Here is an 18,778-nt window from a genome sequence, read left to right as displayed (position 1 = left end):
TATCTCCTCTATTCAATTACTCTTTCTTTTTGTAACTCTTTGTCTAATAGAAAACTGATTCGTTTGTAATCACTCCCTGAAATCGATCCTTTTAGTAATAACAGACTATTTTCAGTGATATTCCTTTTAATTGCCGCCAAATAGCTATCTAAATTATCAAACCACCGGCCTGGGATTGATGCGTTCAAGACAACCTTTTTCATCCCTTCTCCATAGCCTAGCAAAACATCAGCACCTGAATTATTAATGTGAGGTAGAAGTTTCTTATGTAGCTCATCAGAGTGTTTACCTAAATCAGCCACCTGACCAAGTACAAGTATTTTCTTTCCGTTATAATAAGGAACTTTGTTTGTAAAGCTTCTAAGGGCGTTAATCATGGATGGAATTGCAGCATTATGAGTATCGTCAAAAATTTCTACTCTTTTACCATCTATATATCCTTTCTTTCGCTCCATAATTTTAGGAAGAGAATAGAATGTCGAAAATCTTGAAAGATAAAAATCAATATCTAGTCCTAAATTAGTCAGTACAGCAATCGCTGCCAATGAATTCTCTACCATACCTGCACTAGACAAACTTAAATAATAAGTGTGTAGCTCATTATTAAGAGAAATCGTCACCTCAGTAAAATCTTTTAATTCCTTCATTGAAATCAGAAATAGATTTGCGGAAACATCTTTCATGCTATAAGTAAAAATATTCGCTGTACTTTTTTGAGCTTCCTCAACAGCAATTTCAAATTGTTCTGTTTGAATATCTTGATTTATTATAGCTACTCCATTTTTGCTTAATCCTTTAAAAACATTCGCTTTGAACTCGGCCAAAGTATTCAAATCTGCCATGCCACTCATATGAGCATAACCGATTGAAGTTAATACAGAGATTGTTGGCTTAATAAAAAGAGTTTGTGGTCCTTTATCTTTGTAATTTAAAGCATTTAGAGATACCTCTAAGTTTAAGATATCAGGAGACTGGACCATTCTAGTCATGTATAAAGGCATGGCAAATCTTGTGTTATGATTTCCAACATTAGATAACACTGAAAACCTTTCACCTAAAAGATGTTCGATCATCATTCTAGTTGAGCTTTTACCAACCGATCCAGTAATTGCAATAACTGGAATATCTGTATTCATTCTAAGATATCACCAACTTGATACATGAACTCCCAAGTATTAGGAACAATAAATTGAGGTATAGTCTTCTTCAGACTATCTATTGGATTTTCAGTCACTAAAACTTCAAATTTTTGAGGGTCTCTTTTTACTACCTCATTTCCATCTGGCCATTCTCTTTTTATCCCTAAAGACTCTCTCATTCTCTTAGTCGTAAACGCAACAAAACCAATGTGAGAGACATCTGTATGTTCTACTCCTGCAGCGGTATATTCAAAATTTGTAACAAACATTTTATTAGCAATTTCCGGAAATAAAAAATAGCCATCAAAGTTTTCAAAATCTTTTTTTGTAAATGGTTTTGGCTTCAATTTGCTTTTAATCATACTGTTCATACTTTCTCCCTTAGAATTATCCTGCTATTCATTCAATCAAAAAAACGATAATGTTCGTTTTGATAATGTAATATTCCGTTTATTATTATCATGCAAATAACGTTGGTGTATGCGATAAGTGGATTCTTTGCTTAGTGCAATTTCTGAAGCTATCTCTTCCAATCTTAATGAAAGGACTGTCTTCCCTATGGTTTCATATTCCTCTGATCGTTTGTAAAGAAATTCGATCAACGCTTGTTTTGAGTACTCATTTCGTTGAACTTCATCATATTCACTACTTGTCAAATAATGCCGAACAATCCTTTGACCAGAGGGCGTGCGATAAATTTCATTAAACTCTTCCTCTGATCGTTCAGTTAAGAATAAATTCAACATCATCTGATATGTCTTAATATTGGCTGTTTTCCTCTGAATCTGTATATTTGATGTCACAGTTATTAAATGTTTAATACTCGCTATATTTTCTGGTTTCATAATCTTTCCCAACCGCAATAACCTAGATACAAGTAATACACCATCTTGATTTTGAGTACGTGCAAAAGGAAGAATCATTTCCTCCGCAGCCTTGGCACCCAAATTGGAATTATTTAACCAATAATGATATAAATGACGATCTATCGAATCTGTAACTTTTAATTCCTCTAACAAATCATTCGTTTCCTCTTCGGATAGTTCTTCAAATCGATAATCCAGTAAACTTTCTTGATAGTTCACAGCCTGTGGTTCAACAATTGGTCGCCAATTGGGAACTCTCAACCAATTTTTTTCTTTGAACCAACCATTTTCACGGAAGTCTCGCATCTCTTGGTACTCCTGTGAGTCAGCTCTTCGAATGATTTGATTATCTTTTAGTACTTCTTTGAACAGTTGATCAGATTTCGTAGTGCCTAATTTTTCTAAATCCAATAAATTATCTACCACTTGATCGCTTAACAATGCGCTTCCCAACATGGTAAATGAAATGCCTTTGTCTTTTGCATTTATAAACAGATCAAAGAAGTGATAGGCTGTTTCTTCAGATAATTCATTAGTAAAGTCAACCAACTCAAAATAATTATCTAGGACCATTAAATAAGTCCCATAAACTCGATAAAAAAAACGTGGAATGGCATCTGCTTCAGGCTTTTCTTGTAAAGAATCTCGCATTCCAGTAATTAAAGGACGAAAATTAATCAGTCGGAAATAGTCTCGAATAATTGGTAACTTCTCTAAGAAGGGATAAACAAACCATTGAGTATTTGCAACCAAATCTCGGTCTAGATACAATTCTGGAATATTGAAATTCACTATTTTTCGAACATCATTGATATGGCCATACAAAACAAAATCACTAAAATGAATAATACGCTGTGTTTTCGCATTAAAAATTGTCAAAGGATACTCAAATATTTCTGGTAAAATTCCCCTGTATTTTTTTAAGTCCTTTCTATTTCTAATTTTCGTTGGACGTTTTTTTACATAGGGTTTGATTTGCTTCAAATGAGTTAAGCTTCGATCTGTTCGTGCTTTTAAAACAAAGCAGTCTTCTGGCAACTGGTCTAAGGCTTTTTGCATTTGCATCGCTTGTCGAAGATAATTCACAGAGTTTGTTCGACCTATTTGAACTCGATTATCCAATGGTACCTGTTCAATAATCTCAATATTGTTCTTTTCTATTTCTTTACGCAGTTGCGGGAAAGAGTCAAAATCACCTTTCCATGTACTAATAACGATCCCTTGAATAGTCTCTTCAGAGCGCATTCTCAACAGCTCATCTAATACTAAGCGTAGCTCTAACTCATCACGGATCGCTCCGCATACAACTGACCAAACAATTCTTCCTTTACTTTTCTTCTTTGTCGTCGACTTCTTTTCCATTTTTCCCAACCTAACCAATATTTTCTATTTTGAAAAGTCACTTATTTTTTCTTGAACAAAGTCTTGTAATTCTTCTGGCGTTCCTAATGCTGCAAAACTACTCTTTGGTAAAAAGATTGGATAAATTTGTTTTCCATGTTTAATTAAATCGTTATATAAAGGTGCGATATAAATTTCTCCATATTCTTCCAATAATTGATCTGACATTTTTTCAAAAGCATTAGAAAAATCTTTCCAGCGACAGAAATAATACAATCCGACAGAACCCCAAGATGAGATTGGACGTTTCTCAGCCATATCGATAATTTTGTTCGATGATTCATCCAATTTAGCAAATGACCAATGGGTTCCTTCTGCCTCAAATAACGGAACTGAGCCATCACCTTGAACGATCATTTCTTTCGATAGATATTCAGACTTAATTGTCGTATCAATATTGTAGATCAAGATATCTTCATCATCCGAAAGAATATCTGCTACTTGCATAACTGTATCAGCTTGTCCTCTAGTCATTTCTGTGAGCTCCATAATGAAATAAGACTGAATTCCCAACGTTCTCATTTCTTCGATTAAATGAGCTTCTGAATAGCTTCCTTTTCGAACAATAAAGATAAAGTGTTCATCATAAAACTGTTCCAACGAGCGCATTGACCATGCAAATAGACTCAGTTCTCCAGCCATGATTTCATGCTTAGGTTGCTGATATCCGACTTTTGTAAAGCGACTTCCTTGACCTGCCATGGTAATAATTACATTCATTCATATTCTCCTGTTTGTGAACATTCTCGAAATTTCTTTTTTATAGAGGTAACTGAATTTCATTCTTAGAAATACGAGTAAATTTTACACTCTCTACCTCTTCAAAATACGGCTTCAATATTTTCATCGCCTGTCCGAACATCACTTTTTGTCGTTTAGGGTAATCCTTATGCAGCGGAATCATAGACAAGAATAAAAGTCCTTCGATCAAGCGAATTTGCTGAATCTCATAATGTTCTCCAACTTTTTGATTTACCAACTTAGTAATATTTTCTTGAAGTTCCGACTTCTCAAAGTGATAGGTGTAGCTAGTGTCCGTTGCTTCATTTAATTCAAAATTATCTGTGATAATGTGGTCATATGATCCTTCGAAACTATGCAGAATCTTCGCAATATCATAGAACTCATCACCATAAATATCGAAAGATCCAAATTGCCCTCGTGGATCGATTAGCTTAATCAAATGACTCTCACGATCTAATAAAATATTACTAAGACAGAAATCACCGTGAATAACACGAGCAGTTTTTGCATCTAATAATCCAATCTGTCCCAACACTGTTTCTAAGTTTTCAATGATTGTCTTCAATGGCAAATAAGTCTCTCCATTAATCTCTGGTGCTTGTTCATAAAATGGCTTAAACGCCGGATCTTGCAACAATAGCTTTAATCGATCAATTGTTTTTTGGAAATAAATATCTAATAAATCCTTTTCCTCCAAGGCCAGAGATTGGGCTTCAGAACACTCCGACATCTCTTTGCGTACAAACAACATTTTTTCAATGATTTTTTCCCAGTCATTGAGCTCTAAATTGCCATAAATATAGAGAGTGTGTAGTGTTTCGTATGGATAATACTCCATCTTCACTTCTGGTTTTGTTGGTTCTAATGAGTAATCATAAATGCGTGGTGTTAAGTATTGAAGTGAAGGCGGCATCTTCAGGTACCACTGAATTTCATTGATCAGCTTCTGACGTTCTTCACTACTCTTAGTCAGAATGCCTCGTTGATCATCAATCGTGATTGCATTAAAGAAGCGTGCTTGTACGATTTTTTTAGTCTCTAGATACTCGGCTTCGTGCCCTAAATCAAGCCAAGAATCCGTAAAGGACAATGCAACCTGCTCAAATTTTTCATCGTAGTACGTAATGGCATGATAGAAAGACAGGCTATCATCCGTCATTTCATTGTCATCCACCGCTTTACAGGAAGTTAAAAAGTTTTTCCCACTTTGAAGGCCAAAGACACCAGCGACCACTTCCCCTTCTTTTTGATCAGAAGAGGCATGTTTATGACTAAAAGTGAGTTGCTCATTTTCCCGAACAACACTGGTCCAAGGCCCTAGCTGTTCCTTTTCACCAGTCAGCAGGTAATTCTTTACAGATAAAGGAGCTGTTTCTTGAACGACCGTATCTCCAAAGTTGATGATTACTTCAAAATCTTGACCAATCAATGGAAGCATCTGTGTCAGTGCGTGTTGAGCCACCTTCAATAAGGAAGAACTCTCTTGATCCGTTAAGAACAGTTCGTAATTTCTTTCGCTTTTCTTCAGAAGCCTCACATTCTTATCCGGTGCCTGCTCTTGATTGGAAACCATAAAGATATAGTCTTTATTTGAATAGGTCTGTACTAAATACTCCCCAATACTTTCATTTTTAAAGGGAAGCATTGATGGATAAATGTCACCAAAACGTTTTTGCATTTCCATAGGTATTTTTTTGGTATTTAAGATCATTACTGCTTCCATGCGTCATCCTCGATTCGTTGTAAGATTTCTTCTTCCGTTAATGCGATAAATTCCTTCGGTCGGATCGCTCGATCATCCACGTAAAAGCCAGTGTGTCCACACCAAGGTTTTCCAACATGTAATTCATCATAAGGAATCTGCCATTTTTCCAGCCATTCGATTAAGACTGGAACAGTGATTTTATTAATCAAGCCAAGATTTCCTTGATGGGTATTCATCTGTCTCGCCGTTTGTAAAACAATTTTGTAGCCCATTTCTCGATACTTTCTCATCTGATCGACAACTTCGGGATATGGCTCCAAGTCTTTATATTCCTTCGATCCTCGTTTTTCACAAAAGGTATTATCGATATCCATTACGATTGCTTTCATCTTCGCTCCCTGCACTTTCAACTAAACTATTCTTTTCATTGATGTTCTAGTCTTTACTCCTCCAACGCCTTCACAAACTCTTGATATTGTTTCTCCGTCAGATCTGCCTTATGCAATTCTTTTAACTCAGTTATTTGATCTTCAGTTAGGTATTCTTTGTTGTATTTGATTCCAGAGAGCAGTTCTTTGAAGCCTACATCAGACAATTTCCCATCAGACTGCGATGTTTCAGGTGTTTCGGGTGTCTTGGGTGTTTCGACTGATTCTGATGTTTCGGGTGTTTCAGCTGATTGTTCACTGGTATTTTCAGTTGAGTGTCTCTCCGGCTTTGAGGAAGACGAGCGCAGAGGTGCCGTCACTTTTTTTGTTTCCTCCGTACTTGATTCTTTGGTTGACGTTGTTTTACAACCAGCTAAGCCTATAAGCAGAGCCCATAGACTCCCAATAATAATTACTTTTTTCATTAAATGTATTCCTTCATTTCATTAATAGAGTTTGTTCAAATAGAAAAACCGATAAACCATCACCGCTAAGTAAAAGCTCATAATCAACCCCAAAAGAATGTAATATCCACGAGTAATCTGTAACAATCGTCTCAGCTTTCTATACCCGCCATTCTTGGTTCGGTATGGTATCGCATGAGCTTTTCTTACATATTTCTGATAACACAGCACTAACCAACCAAAAAGGAGACTATTTAATAGAAGAAACACGATTACGAATGTTTGATAGCTAAAGACAATCTTGGGTGTGATATTGACTTTTTGAAGAGTTTCCTTCGCTATTTTTCTACTTTTGATGATTATTTGGTCATTAGTAAATCCCAGTAGATTCTTTCTTTCAATCGTTAGAAGTCCTTCATCCAGGATCACTTTTCTTTCCTCCTGAGTATCCCCTGTCTGTATCGTCGTGATTTGATAGACACTGATTTGGTTCCCAATTCTCAGGTAGAAGCAATCACCGACTTTCAGTTGAGTTAGTTTTACAAGGTCCGGGAGGTTTTTCCAACGATCCTTAATTGTCAGGACTGTATGTTCACTCTTTCCTGTGGTGGGAAGAGACCCCTGTTTATAATGAAAAAGGCATTCTTTCATTTCTTCTTTATAAAGTGGGGTCTCAGATAGATGCACTGTTGGAAAGGAGAGTGTTCCGATCACTCCATCAGTGTCAGACACTCTCTGAAAGTCAGGCCTTTTCGATAGTGCGATCGTATCTATTTCCATCAGGTAATCATTGTATTTTGTTTGATAGTCAAGACTAGTGGGCGCTACCTTCCTGTAATTCTCCCTGTATTTCTTTACCATCACTGATTTTTCAGCTATCATTTTATCCTGGTGTACAATCGGAAATAATAAGGAAACGAGTGTAGAAACCAATAAAAAGAAGAACGCACCCTTCAAGATCCAGCTTTTATGATTCAACGACCTTCAAATCCTTTGGAACTTCGATACTCATTTTTTTCAATTTTATTCTTTTTAAACGATAGCCATGTCCCCACGAGGTCTCTAAGCAAGAATCATCAAAACCATAGGTTGACAGCTTCTCTTTAATACTGCGAATAATTCCAGACAGGCGGCTTTCCTTCGATTTTGTTGGTGCCTCTCCCCAAAGTTGTTGAGATAAGTTTTCGCGAGAAATGTAATCGTCTTTGGAGGCTTGTAAAATTCGAAAAACCTGAAGCTCTTGTCTAGAGAAATCTCGAACCATCATTTCGATGGTTCTGTCTTCACTATTTTCTGACGTCCATTTCAGTGCAAATTTTTTCTCATTACAAGTAATCAATTCCTCTCGCAGCTCATCAAAGCGCATCATCTGTGAAATAAGACCTGTAACTCCCAATTCCCGCCAAGTTCTCGCAACTTCAGGAGACAATGGGTTAGTTGTTTTTCGATAGATCTTACAAGTGAAATTTAAGAAAAATGGCAGAATATGACTGACCTCTTGATCAGAGATGGTCTCACTGAAGATCAACGTATCAAAATAATTCAAATCCATTCCAAAATAATCGTTTGTCAACAAATCTATCAGAAACTTTTTACTGCATAGCACTTCATGCCCCAAATCATTCAGTTTTCGAACAAAATCCTGTTCAAATGAAAGACTCTTCGTTAATAGTAAAATCGTCATTGATTCTTCCCTCCTACTGCTGCTGTTCAATGAGTAGCGTCCCCTTCGCTAGCTGCTCAACTTTGTATTCCAAGTCTGAATAAATTTCTAGTACCGCTTCTTTTGAGTCTGAGACTTCTCGAAGTGCCTTCTTCGCACGATTCCCAATATTCTCAACCTCTAATTCTGCTGCACCAATCAAATGCTTCGCTTCAATCTGCGCTTCCTCGAGCGTACGATTGGCTTGTTTTTTCGCGGTGTATAGAACTTCTCCGATTTCGAGCTGAGATTGAGTCACTTCCTGCTTCAGGGCTTCATTTTTCTCCATCAACTCATTGATTTGGCGTTTGGCTTGACTTAATGCTTCTGGGTCATAGTCCCGCTCTTCGGATTTCGCCTGAAGCTGCTCTTCTAGCTTTTGTACCAGCTTATTTTTTTGTACCAGAGTCTCTTCTGCTGCCTGTAGGCGGTTGATCGTCTCTTCCTTTTCTGTTTGGAGCTGTTGATAAGAATTGTTCAGTTCAGTGATTTGCTGCGTCAATTCTGTTAATTTCTTTTCTTGCGTATCGGATTGCTCTTTTAACTCCGCAACCTGTTCCGCTTCTTTTTGTAATTCATTCATCTGTGTTTCCTTTTCTAGTAGGCTAGCCTCCAATTGGGCATTTTTCTCCACTAGCTTTTGATTTACTGTCCCATGATCGATTTGCTCTTCCAATTTAATAATTTCCTCCTGTGCCTGAAATAGTGCATTATTAAGTGCTTCGCGCTCTTTTTTAAATTGCTCCTCCAATGTTTGCTTTTCTTCTCCTAATTGATTGACGATATCTTTTATTTCTTCCATCCCTGCTATTCGCTCCTCTAATTGTGTATTTTCATTTTGTTGTTGGATAAGTTGATTCTCCAAGTTTCCACGTTCTTCAGTCAAACGATGAATCTGTTGAGTGAGATTGCCATATTGTTTCACCAATTTTTGGTGTTGTTCCCGTGTTTTAGTAAGCTGTTCTTGATTTTCCTTCAAGGTTTGCTCTTGCGTAATGTATTTTTTTTCAAGTACTAGGTAATTATTAGTTGGTTCCTCTTTTGCCAAAATTGCTTGTTCTAGTTGTGCTTTTAGCTCTTGAATTTCCTGTTGTTGGGTGCTGATTGTCGTTTGATCCTGTTTTTGCTGTTCCGTTAATTTCTTGAAGCTGTCCTCCTGTTCAAGGCTCCTTTCTAAAGTCGCCTTCAACTCTTCTATGGTTTTCTCATCTTTTGCGAGTGTTTCTTGATAATGGTGCACTTCTACTGCTTGTGTCTGAATGGTTTGGGCATCTCTTGCCTGCTGGTCATTTAAGACTTGAAGCTTCTGTTCCATCTCGTTCAATTCAGTGATACGTTCTTTATGCTCATTGATTTGCTGTTCATAAGCTGTCATCTTTTTTTGTTGGCTTTGTACTTCTTCGGTTAGCTGTGCGATTTTATTGTCATTCTCTTGCTTTTCTAATGTGCTTTGTTCAGTCAATATGTGTAAAGCTTCGTTTTTTTCAGCCAGATGTTTCTCTAATTGCGCACGTTCTCCTTGAATGACCTTCAGCTCATTGATCGCCGCTTTTCGCGCCTGTTCACGCTCTGCTAACTTATCAGCGTCGGCCTGTTGCTTCTCAACAAACAGAATTTGTTCTTCCTTCAGCTCCGCGATCTGCTTTTTCAATTGATTCTCGATCGTTAAACGCTGTTTCTTCGTCTCTTCTAGTTGTCGTTGGTTTGTAATCAATTGTTGGTTTTGCTGTTTGATTTTTTCTGTCAATTCATTAATTTTTTTATTTTTATCGCCATCCTGAGTAAGCTTTTTCTTCAATTGTTCTACTTGCTCCGCTTGCTCTTTGACCGCGGTTCGTTCCTCTTTAATGGTAGCCTTCAGCTGTTCATTCTGCCATTTTTCCTGATAAAGCTCTTCTACCTGCTTACTATGAGTTTCCTTCAGCTCCTCCAGACTCTTTGTCAAACGACGAATCTCCGTTTGATAGTCCTCCTGCTGCTGAGTTGTACTTTTTAAACGTTCCTTTAATTGAGTAATTTCCCTGGTTTTGTCTTCGATTGCCAAACGCTCTTGCTCGACCTCATCATTCGTAAAATCATGGATTTCCTCAATGATATTTTTATTAAAAAACCATCCTGCCCGTTTTGCCATTAGCCTTTTCCTTTCCGCATTTCTGATTGAAATGTAAACTGACCTCTTTCGTTCCGCATATGTGTGCCCTTATACACGTCATTTCCTTCACGATCGACAATCATGAGATGCACTTCTGTGACTGCTTTGATGCCTTCCATTTCACGCATCAATTCCGAAATATTTTGACCGAGAATTACAAGGTTCGCGTTCGTCGCCTCTATCGATCCGTTTAATAATACCTTTACAGAATCAGACTCATCACTATTAGATAAGACAAGATTGGCATCCTCGATATATGGCAGCAGCTTCTCTGACAAAGCTTTTTCTACCTGTCCCTTAGACTCTATCGTTTGATCCTTCGCAGTTAGCGTCTTTTCTAGATCAAGTCCTGAAGACGGATACTCCTTCAACAGATTTTTGGTGCTTTGCTTTACCTGAAGCTTCTTGAGCTCCTCCTGTAATGATCGATTATTCGTACGAACCCCCTGTACCTGTGTCTCTACCTGAAATAATTGAAGGATCGCAAAGGAAAGAACCGTAATCAGACCCATCGTACCTACAAACAGAACCATAAAGCTCTTTCGCAGCTCTCTTTGTTTGAAATGATTCAATTTTGTTTGAAAAAGAATCGAGGTCTGCTTCACATTGATTCGATTCAATTGGTAATGAACCACTAAGCGATACAATAAACAGAGGAAAATGATTCCCATCATTGCCAAACAACATATAATAAACACGTTCACTTCTTTTCCTCCTACGTTATCGAGCGAATACACTTGCTATGTGTGTATTCAATAGGTCTTCATTGGTAAATCAAATGCATTGGCCGCTTCTTCAGTCATCTGATTCATGGGGACCACACTCTCTAGTTCTCCTTGAACAACAATCCGAGTCGTCGCATAGATATCCCCACAGGTCAGCAATGTAACCAACGTTCGCTCAGGATCAACCTCCAATACCTCGACTCTCTCTGGATCGACCTCTTCTTTCCAAACTGCGATATATGTATAGACATTGGTCAAATCTGTGAGATAGATTTTGTCTCCTATTGACACCTGCTCTAATGGCGTAAATAGCAAATCCGCCTGATCGGATCGATGACTGGCAATTCCATAGTTTCCTTCACCCATCTCTTGATCCGCCGAAAGTGTTCCTGCACCATAATAGAGACCATCATTTTCCAGCCCTTTAAATACTGGCAGGCAAATATCTACACTCGGTACTGCCACACTAGCAATTACTGGCAATTTTTTACTCTTGCCGTTCAGTTCACCACTTAATTGAGCTGCTTGGGACTTTGCGATCGCCCGCATATTCAAGGGCTTCACCGCATCAAAATCAAAGGTGGTCTCTTCTTTCTGATTTTCTTCTATCTCCTTTTTGGTTACTTTTGAGATTTCATACTTTTGCCCCGTTTTCTCCACAAAATAATTCTTGATGGGTTTGTTAAATACAAACAAACTCCCTACCAAAATAAGTAGAATACCCAAAAGTCCAATGATTTTTCGCTTCATGTCTTTCTCCTAAATAATCAAGAAGCGGATCGGATCAAAAAGACCCGCTTCTTGAAAAATAATGGTTGCTTTCTAAACATTATTTACTATGTTTCCCACGCTTTCTGCGCTTTGTTAATCCAATTAATCCAGCAGCTAACATCCCTAGTCCAGGAACACGATAAGCCGAGTGATCTGACTTCATTCCTGTTTTTGGTAAGGTGTTCTTTTCAGCAGCTTTAGTCGAACTAGATTTCGGCGTGCTACTTGAATACGAGTTCGTTTTTGCTAACGTAGTGGTCTTTTCAAAAGAAATTGGATCAGCAGTATCTGGTTCATCACCCGAAGGTATTGGGTCAAGAATACACGGATCATCTGGACCACCAATAACAATATCTGAGTCCGAGTCACTGTCTGAGTCCGAATCGCTATCTGAATCCGAGTCACTATCCGAATCGGAGTCGCTATCTGAATCACTATCGCTGTCTGAATCCGAGTCGCTATCCGAGTCCGAATCGCTGTCTGAATCCGAGTCACTATCCGAATCCGAGTCACTATCTGAGTCCGAATCACTATCTGAGTCCGAATCGCTGTCTGAATCGGAATCACTATCCGAGTCTGAGTCACTATCTGAATCGGAGTCACTATCCGAATCCGAATCGCTGTCTGAATCTGAGTCGCTATCTGAATCCGAGTCGCTATCTGAGTCGGAATCTGAATCGCTGTCTGAATCCGAGTCACTATCCGAATCCGAATCGCTATCTGAGTCGGAATCGCTATCCGAATCCGAGTCACTGTCGGAATCTGAGTCACTATCTGAGTCGGAATCGCTGTCTGAATCGGAATCACTATCCGAATCCGAGTCACTATCCGAATCCGAATCGCTGTCGGAATCTGAGTCACTATCTGAGTCGGAATCGCTATCTGAGTCCGAATCACTATCCGAATCCGAGTCACTGTCGGAATCTGAGTCACTATCCGAGTCCGAGTCACTGTCGGTATCCGAATCGCTGTCCGAGTCTGAATCGCTGTCGGTATCCGAATCACTATCTGAATCCGAGTCGCTGTCTGAATCCGAATCACTGTCCGAATCTGAGTCGCTATCCGAGTCGGAATCGCTATCTGAGTCCGAATCGCTGTCCGAGTCTGAATCGCTGTCGGTATCCGAATCACTGTCTGAGTCCGAGTCGCTATCTGAGTCCGAGTCACTGTCGGAATCTGAGTCACTATCCGAGTCCGAATCGCTGTCCGAGTCTGAATCGCTGTCGGTATCCGAATCGCTGTCGGAATCCGAATCACTGTCTGAGTCCGAGTCGCTATCTGAATCCGAATCACTGTCCGAATCTGAGTCACTATCTGAATCTGAGTCACTATCCGAATCTGAATCACTGTCTGAGTCCGAGTCGCTATCTGAATCCGAATCACTGTCCGAATCTGAGTCACTATCTGAATCTGAGTCACTATCCGAATCTGAATCACTGTCTGAGTCCGAATCACTGTCCGAATCGCTATCCGAGTCGGAATCGCTATCTGAATCCGAATCACTGTCCGAGTCGGAGTCACTGTCTGAATCGGAATCACTGTCCGAGTCGGAGTCACTGTCTGAATCTGAGTCGCTATCTGAGTCCGAATCGCTGTCTGAATCGCTATCGCTATCTGAATCTGAGTCGGAATCCGAGTCGCTGTCTGAATCCGAATCACTGTCTGAGTCCGAGTCGCTATCTGAATCCGAATCACTGTCCGAATCTGAGTCACTATCTGAATCTGAGTCACTATCCGAATCGGAATCACTGTCTGAGTCCGAGTCGCTGTCTGAATCCGAATCACTGTCCGAGTCGGAGTCACTGTCTGAATCGGAATCACTGTCCGAGTCGGAGTCACTGTCTGAATCGGAATCACTGTCCGAGTCGGAGTCACTGTCTGAATCTGAGTCGCTATCTGAGTCCGAATCGCTGTCGCTGTCTGAATCGCTATCGCTATCTGAGTCTGAGTCACTGTCTGAATCCGAATCACTGTCTGAATCCGAGTCGCTATCCGAATCGGAATCACTGTCCGAGTCCGAATCGCTGTCTGAATCGGAGTCACTGTCCGTATCCGAATCGCTGTCGGCATCCGAGTCACTATCCGAATCTGAGTCACTATCTGAGTCCGAGTCACTATCTGAGTCCGAATCACTATCCGAGTCTGAGTCACTATCTGAATCTGAGTCACTATCCGAATCCGAATCGCTGTCTGAATCTGAGTCACTATCCGAATCCGAATCGCTATCTGAGTCGGAATCGCTATCCGAATCCGAGTCACTGTCTGAATCTGAGTCACTATCTGAGTCGGAATCGCTATCCGAGTCGGAATCGCTGTCTGAATCGGAATCACTATCCGAATCCGAGTCACTATCCGAATCCGAATCGCTGTCTGAATCCGAATCACTATCTGAGTCGGAATCGCTATCCGAGTCCGAGTCACTATCTGAGTCGGAATCGCTATCTGAGTCCGAATCACTATCCGAATCCGAGTCACTGTCTGAATCTGAGTCACTATCCGAGTCACTGTCGGCATCCGAATCGCTGTCCGAGTCGGAATCGCTGTCTGAATCCGAATCACTATCTGAATCCGAGTCACTATCTGAGTCCGAGTCGCTGTCTGAATCCGAATCACTGTCTGAGTCCGAGTCGCTATCTGAATCCGAATCACTGTCTGAATCTGAGTCACTATCTGATTCTGAGTCACTGTCTGAATCTGAGTCACTATCCGAATCTGAGTCACTATCCGAATCGCTGTCCGAGTCGGAATCGCTATCTGAATCCGAATCGCTGTCCGAATCGGAGTCGCTATCTGAATCCGAGTCACTGTCTGAATCCGAATCGCTATCTGAGTCCGAGTCACTATCTGAGTCCGAATCACTATCCGAATCGGAATCACTGTCCGAGTCCGAATCGCTGTCTGAGTCCGAATCGCTATCCGAGTCGGAATCGCTATCTGAGTCCGAATCGCTGTCTGAATCTGAGTCACTGTCTGAATCCGAGTCGCTATCCGAGTCCGAATCACTGTCTGAATCTGAGTCACTGTCCGAATCCGAATCGCTATCTGAGTCGGAATCGCTATCCGAATCCGAGTCACTGTCTGAATCTGAGTCACTATCTGAGTCGGAATCGCTATCCGAGTCGGAATCGCTGTCTGAATCGGAATCACTATCCGAATCCGAGTCACTATCCGAATCCGAATCGCTGTCTGAATCCGAATCACTATCTGAGTCGGAATCGCTATCCGAGTCCGAGTCACTATCTGAGTCGGAATCGCTATCTGAGTCCGAATCACTATCCGAATCCGAGTCACTGTCTGAATCTGAGTCACTATCCGAGTCACTGTCGGCATCCGAATCGCTGTCCGAGTCGGAATCGCTGTCTGAATCCGAATCACTATCTGAATCCGAGTCACTATCTGAGTCCGAGTCGCTGTCTGAATCCGAATCACTGTCTGAGTCCGAGTCGCTATCTGAATCCGAATCACTGTCTGAATCTGAGTCACTATCTGATTCTGAGTCACTGTCTGAATCTGAGTCACTATCCGAATCTGAGTCACTATCCGAATCGCTGTCCGAGTCGGAATCGCTATCTGAATCCGAATCGCTGTCCGAATCGGAGTCGCTATCTGAATCCGAGTCACTGTCTGAATCCGAATCGCTATCTGAGTCCGAGTCACTATCTGAGTCCGAATCACTATCCGAATCGGAATCACTGTCCGAGTCCGAATCGCTGTCTGAGTCCGAATCGCTATCCGAGTCTGAATCGCTATCTGAGTCCGAATCGCTGTCTGAATCTGAGTCACTGTCTGAATCCGAGTCGCTATCCGAGTCCGAATCACTGTCTGAATCTGAGTCACTGTCCGAATCCGAATCGCTATCTGAGTCTGAATCGCTGTCTGAATCCGAGTCACTATCCGAATCTGAGTCACTATCTGAGTCCGAGTCACTATCTGAGTCCGAATCACTATCCGAATCGGAATCACTGTCCGAGTCTGAATCGCTGTCTGAATCTGAGTCACTGTCTGAATCCGAGTCACTATCCGAATCTGAGTCACTATCTGAGTCCGAGTCACTATCTGAGTCCGAATCACTATCTGAGTCCGAATCACTATCCGAATCGGAATCACTGTCCGAGTCTGAATCGCTGTCGGAATCTGAGTCACTGTCCGAATCCGAATCGCTGTCGGCATCCGAGTCACTATCCGAGTCTGAGTCACTATCCGAATCCGAGTCGCTATCCGAGTCCGAGTCGCTATCTGAATCCGAATCGCTGTCCGAGTCCGAATCGCTGTCTGAATCCGAATCCGAGTCGCTATCCGAGTCTGAGTCGCTATCCGAATCTGAGTCACTATCCGAATCTGAATCGCTGTCGGAATCTGAGTCACTATCCGAATCTGAATCGCTGTCGGAATCTGAGTCACTATCCGAATCTGAGTCACTGTCTGAGTCGGAGTCACTGTCGGAATCTGAGTCACTGTCGGAATCCGTGTCGCTATCCGAATCTGAATCGCTGTCCGAGTCTGAATCACTATCCGAATCCGAGTCACTGTCGGAATCTGAGTCACTATCCGAATCCGAGTCACTGTCGGAATCTGAGTCACTATCCGAGTCCGAATCACTGTCTGAATCCGAATCGCTGTCCGAGTCTGAATCGCTGTCGGAATCCGAATCACTATCTGAATCTGAGTCACTATCCGAATCTGAATCGCTATCTGAGTCCGTGTCGCTGTCTGAATCCGAGTCGCTATCATCATTTTCTACATATTTAATGATAGTATCCTCACTTGGATCATCGATATCAGGTAACTTATACCCTTTAGTTGGATCATTTGAGTCAACTAGTTCTAATTCATTCCCATTTTGGTCGGTGGCCGTATACCCTGGAACATGTGGAACAAATGCTCCGTCAGGAATTAATGCATTTGATGGATCATTCGAATCATTTTCATATTGAAGCTCACTTCCTGTGCCTGGATAACTAGGATCATCATTTTCAACAACAAACTTCCCAATTGGCTTATAGACATAGGTAACTTCTGATACACCATCACGATCAACAAGCATATCTGTATCTGAACTAGCGGCCTTTTCGACATACAACCAACCATTTACAACGTCAATTTTTTCATTTATCACTTCATCAACTTTGGTATCTTCCGTTTTATCATCTGCAACTGGATTTCCTTCCAAATCCACATAGTGATAAATCACTTTCGCATCATTTGGCGAATAAACATATGTCACGACAGACGTATCATCCGCATTGACTTTCATATCTCCATCAGAACTTGGATCAATCTGCTTAAAGGTATAGCCTTCAATCTCTTCAACTTTCCCATTAATGACTGAACCAACCGCTGCCTGTTCGACTTGATTTTCTGTTAGAAGTTCACCTTTTTCATTGACATATCGATGTGTAACCGTTGCTTTATTAGCTGTATAAATATATGTGACAGTAGATTTTCCGCTACGATCAACAATCATATCACTGTCTGAACCTGCATCTTTGGTTGAATACGTATAATTATCAATACCAACCACTCGCTCTGGAATGATAGCATCTACTGTTGAAGCTTCCTTATGTTCAGGGATAATTTGTTCCCCGTGTTCATCAACATACCGATACGTAATTTCTCCTGCATTTGCTTTGTAGTAATAAATAACCACTGAGCTGCCATCTTCATTTACCTTCATATCTGAATCAGAAGCAGTATCCTTTCCATCATAGGTGTAGCCTTCAATAGAAATTTTTTCCTCTGGAATGATATCACCTGAGACTGCGGTCTTCACGACGTCAGGAATGACCGTTTTGTTATTTCGGTCAATATATCGATACGTCACTTTTGTTTGTATCGCTGTTCCACCTTGGTCGGATAAAGGACCTGCTTTTCCTAATGTAATGATTTCATTCTCCACTTGAGCCACAATGGTTTCATAGGCTTCTGCTAAAATGTGCAACTCTGCTGTTGTTGTCGTTGGATTCGATGAAGTCGCACCTGCACGACCAAGCTGCAACGCACCGTAGGGAGCATCCAAAGCATTGTGATAACTCCATTCAGGCGTAATTTCAAAATAACCATCATACAATAGTGCCGCATTCGCACGGTCAACCGCGGCATTTCTTTTATTGATCGCTTCTGGAACAGCCGCCTTTAATGCATCAGCTGCAACAGTTACACCGCCATAATAATTCACTGTATCGTTTTTTTGCGCTTGCAATAGATTAGTGATTAATGCAGCAATTTCTGGTTCATTTTGAACTGTTTGAGCCATATTGATGGCAGGTTGAACGATTTCAACATCCACCTTCTCTTCTAAAGGCGTCATTCGTAAACTTATTTCTTCAGAAATCTGTTCATCTGTAATAACTCCTGTACCCTCAAGTTGATCTGTCTCGTCACTCACACTACTATTGGCAAACGGGACCTCAGTTTGCTCATTGTTTTCAGGCTCACCAGAAAGATTTTCTTCATCGGACACCTCTGATTCATAGGGATCTATTGCTGTGGTGTCCTCCGTTGGGTCAGCACTCTGCTCAACAGAAGTCGTATCTGCTGCTTCAATAGCTGATACAGAAGTAGGACCACTCAAGATAATCGCACCAATGACACTACTCTTGACAACCCATTGCTTCTTCACCTTATGCATTCGGTACCTACGATAGGATGATCGAGATGTTCTTTTCACCTGGTAACACTTTCGTTTCATTCTTAACCTCCTCTTAGAAAAGAGGCCACGCTCTTTAAATTACAGAACGTGAC

The 18,778-nt window shown here is 40.8% G+C and carries 13 protein-coding genes; all 13 read right to left on the bottom strand.

Annotated features, from left to right (window positions below; translation table 11 throughout):
• Window positions 1-8: 8 nt before the first annotated feature.
• Window positions 9-1,136 carry a Mur ligase family protein gene (locus KQI58_RS00810; protein WP_216405619.1) on the bottom strand — a complete coding sequence of 376 codons (1,128 nt, stop codon included), beginning with the start codon at window positions 1,134-1,136 and terminating at the stop codon, window positions 9-11.
• Entirely contained in the window at window positions 1,133-1,510 is a 378-nt protein-coding gene (locus KQI58_RS00805) for a hypothetical protein (protein ID WP_216405617.1), read from the bottom strand. Before KQI58_RS00805 ends, KQI58_RS00810 begins: the two co-directional genes overlap by 4 nt.
• A gap of 36 nt (window positions 1,511-1,546) precedes the next feature.
• Window positions 1,547-3,367, bottom strand: coding sequence for a hypothetical protein (locus KQI58_RS00800; RefSeq protein WP_216405615.1), 1,821 nt, complete (start codon window positions 3,365-3,367; stop codon window positions 1,547-1,549).
• Window positions 3,368-3,391: 24 nt separating this feature from the next.
• Window positions 3,392-4,126 (bottom strand): sugar phosphate nucleotidyltransferase, encoded by a 735-nt coding sequence (locus tag KQI58_RS00795; protein ID WP_216405613.1) that lies wholly within the window; start codon window positions 4,124-4,126, stop codon window positions 3,392-3,394.
• A 40-nt stretch (window positions 4,127-4,166) separates the two neighbouring features.
• A complete protein-coding gene (locus tag KQI58_RS00790) occupies window positions 4,167-5,873 on the bottom strand; it encodes an aminoglycoside phosphotransferase family protein (RefSeq protein WP_216405611.1) in 1,707 nt (568 codons plus the stop codon).
• Window positions 5,861-6,244, bottom strand: coding sequence for an LNS2 domain-containing protein (locus KQI58_RS00785; RefSeq protein ID WP_216405609.1), 384 nt, complete (start codon window positions 6,242-6,244; stop codon window positions 5,861-5,863). Before KQI58_RS00785 ends, KQI58_RS00790 begins: the two co-directional genes overlap by 13 nt.
• A gap of 53 nt (window positions 6,245-6,297) precedes the next feature.
• Window positions 6,298-6,708: a hypothetical protein gene (locus KQI58_RS00780; protein ID WP_216405607.1), complete on the bottom strand. Its 411-nt coding sequence runs from the start codon at window positions 6,706-6,708 to the stop codon at window positions 6,298-6,300.
• Between the two features lie 21 nt (window positions 6,709-6,729).
• Window positions 6,730-7,665 carry a hypothetical protein gene (locus KQI58_RS00775; RefSeq protein WP_216405605.1) on the bottom strand — a complete coding sequence of 312 codons (936 nt, stop codon included), beginning with the start codon at window positions 7,663-7,665 and terminating at the stop codon, window positions 6,730-6,732.
• Window positions 7,655-8,371 (bottom strand): winged helix-turn-helix domain-containing protein, encoded by a 717-nt coding sequence (locus KQI58_RS00770; protein WP_216405603.1) that lies wholly within the window; start codon window positions 8,369-8,371, stop codon window positions 7,655-7,657. The genes KQI58_RS00775 and KQI58_RS00770 overlap by 11 nt, the downstream gene beginning before the upstream one ends.
• Window positions 8,372-8,384: 13 nt before the next feature.
• Complete coding sequence (locus KQI58_RS00765) at window positions 8,385-10,520, bottom strand: hypothetical protein (RefSeq protein WP_216405602.1); 2,136 nt, start codon at window positions 10,518-10,520, stop codon at window positions 8,385-8,387.
• Window positions 10,520-11,245, bottom strand: coding sequence for a hypothetical protein (locus KQI58_RS00760; protein WP_216405600.1), 726 nt, complete (start codon window positions 11,243-11,245; stop codon window positions 10,520-10,522). Before KQI58_RS00760 ends, KQI58_RS00765 begins: the two co-directional genes overlap by 1 nt.
• 48 nt (window positions 11,246-11,293) lie before the next feature.
• A complete protein-coding gene (locus tag KQI58_RS00755) occupies window positions 11,294-12,016 on the bottom strand; it encodes a class A sortase (RefSeq protein ID WP_216405598.1) in 723 nt (240 codons plus the stop codon).
• Between the two features lie 79 nt (window positions 12,017-12,095).
• Window positions 12,096-18,725, bottom strand: coding sequence for a MucBP domain-containing protein (locus tag KQI58_RS00750; protein WP_216405596.1), 6,630 nt, complete (start codon window positions 18,723-18,725; stop codon window positions 12,096-12,098).
• Window positions 18,726-18,778 lie beyond the last annotated feature (53 nt).

Origin of the sequence: Enterococcus raffinosus, from assembly GCF_018917525.1 — a bacterium.
GTDB lineage: Bacteria > Bacillota > Bacilli > Lactobacillales > Enterococcaceae > Enterococcus_A > Enterococcus_A raffinosus_A.
Note: the sequence above shows the minus strand (reverse complement) of the source record. Positions and strands in the feature narration are given on the sequence as shown.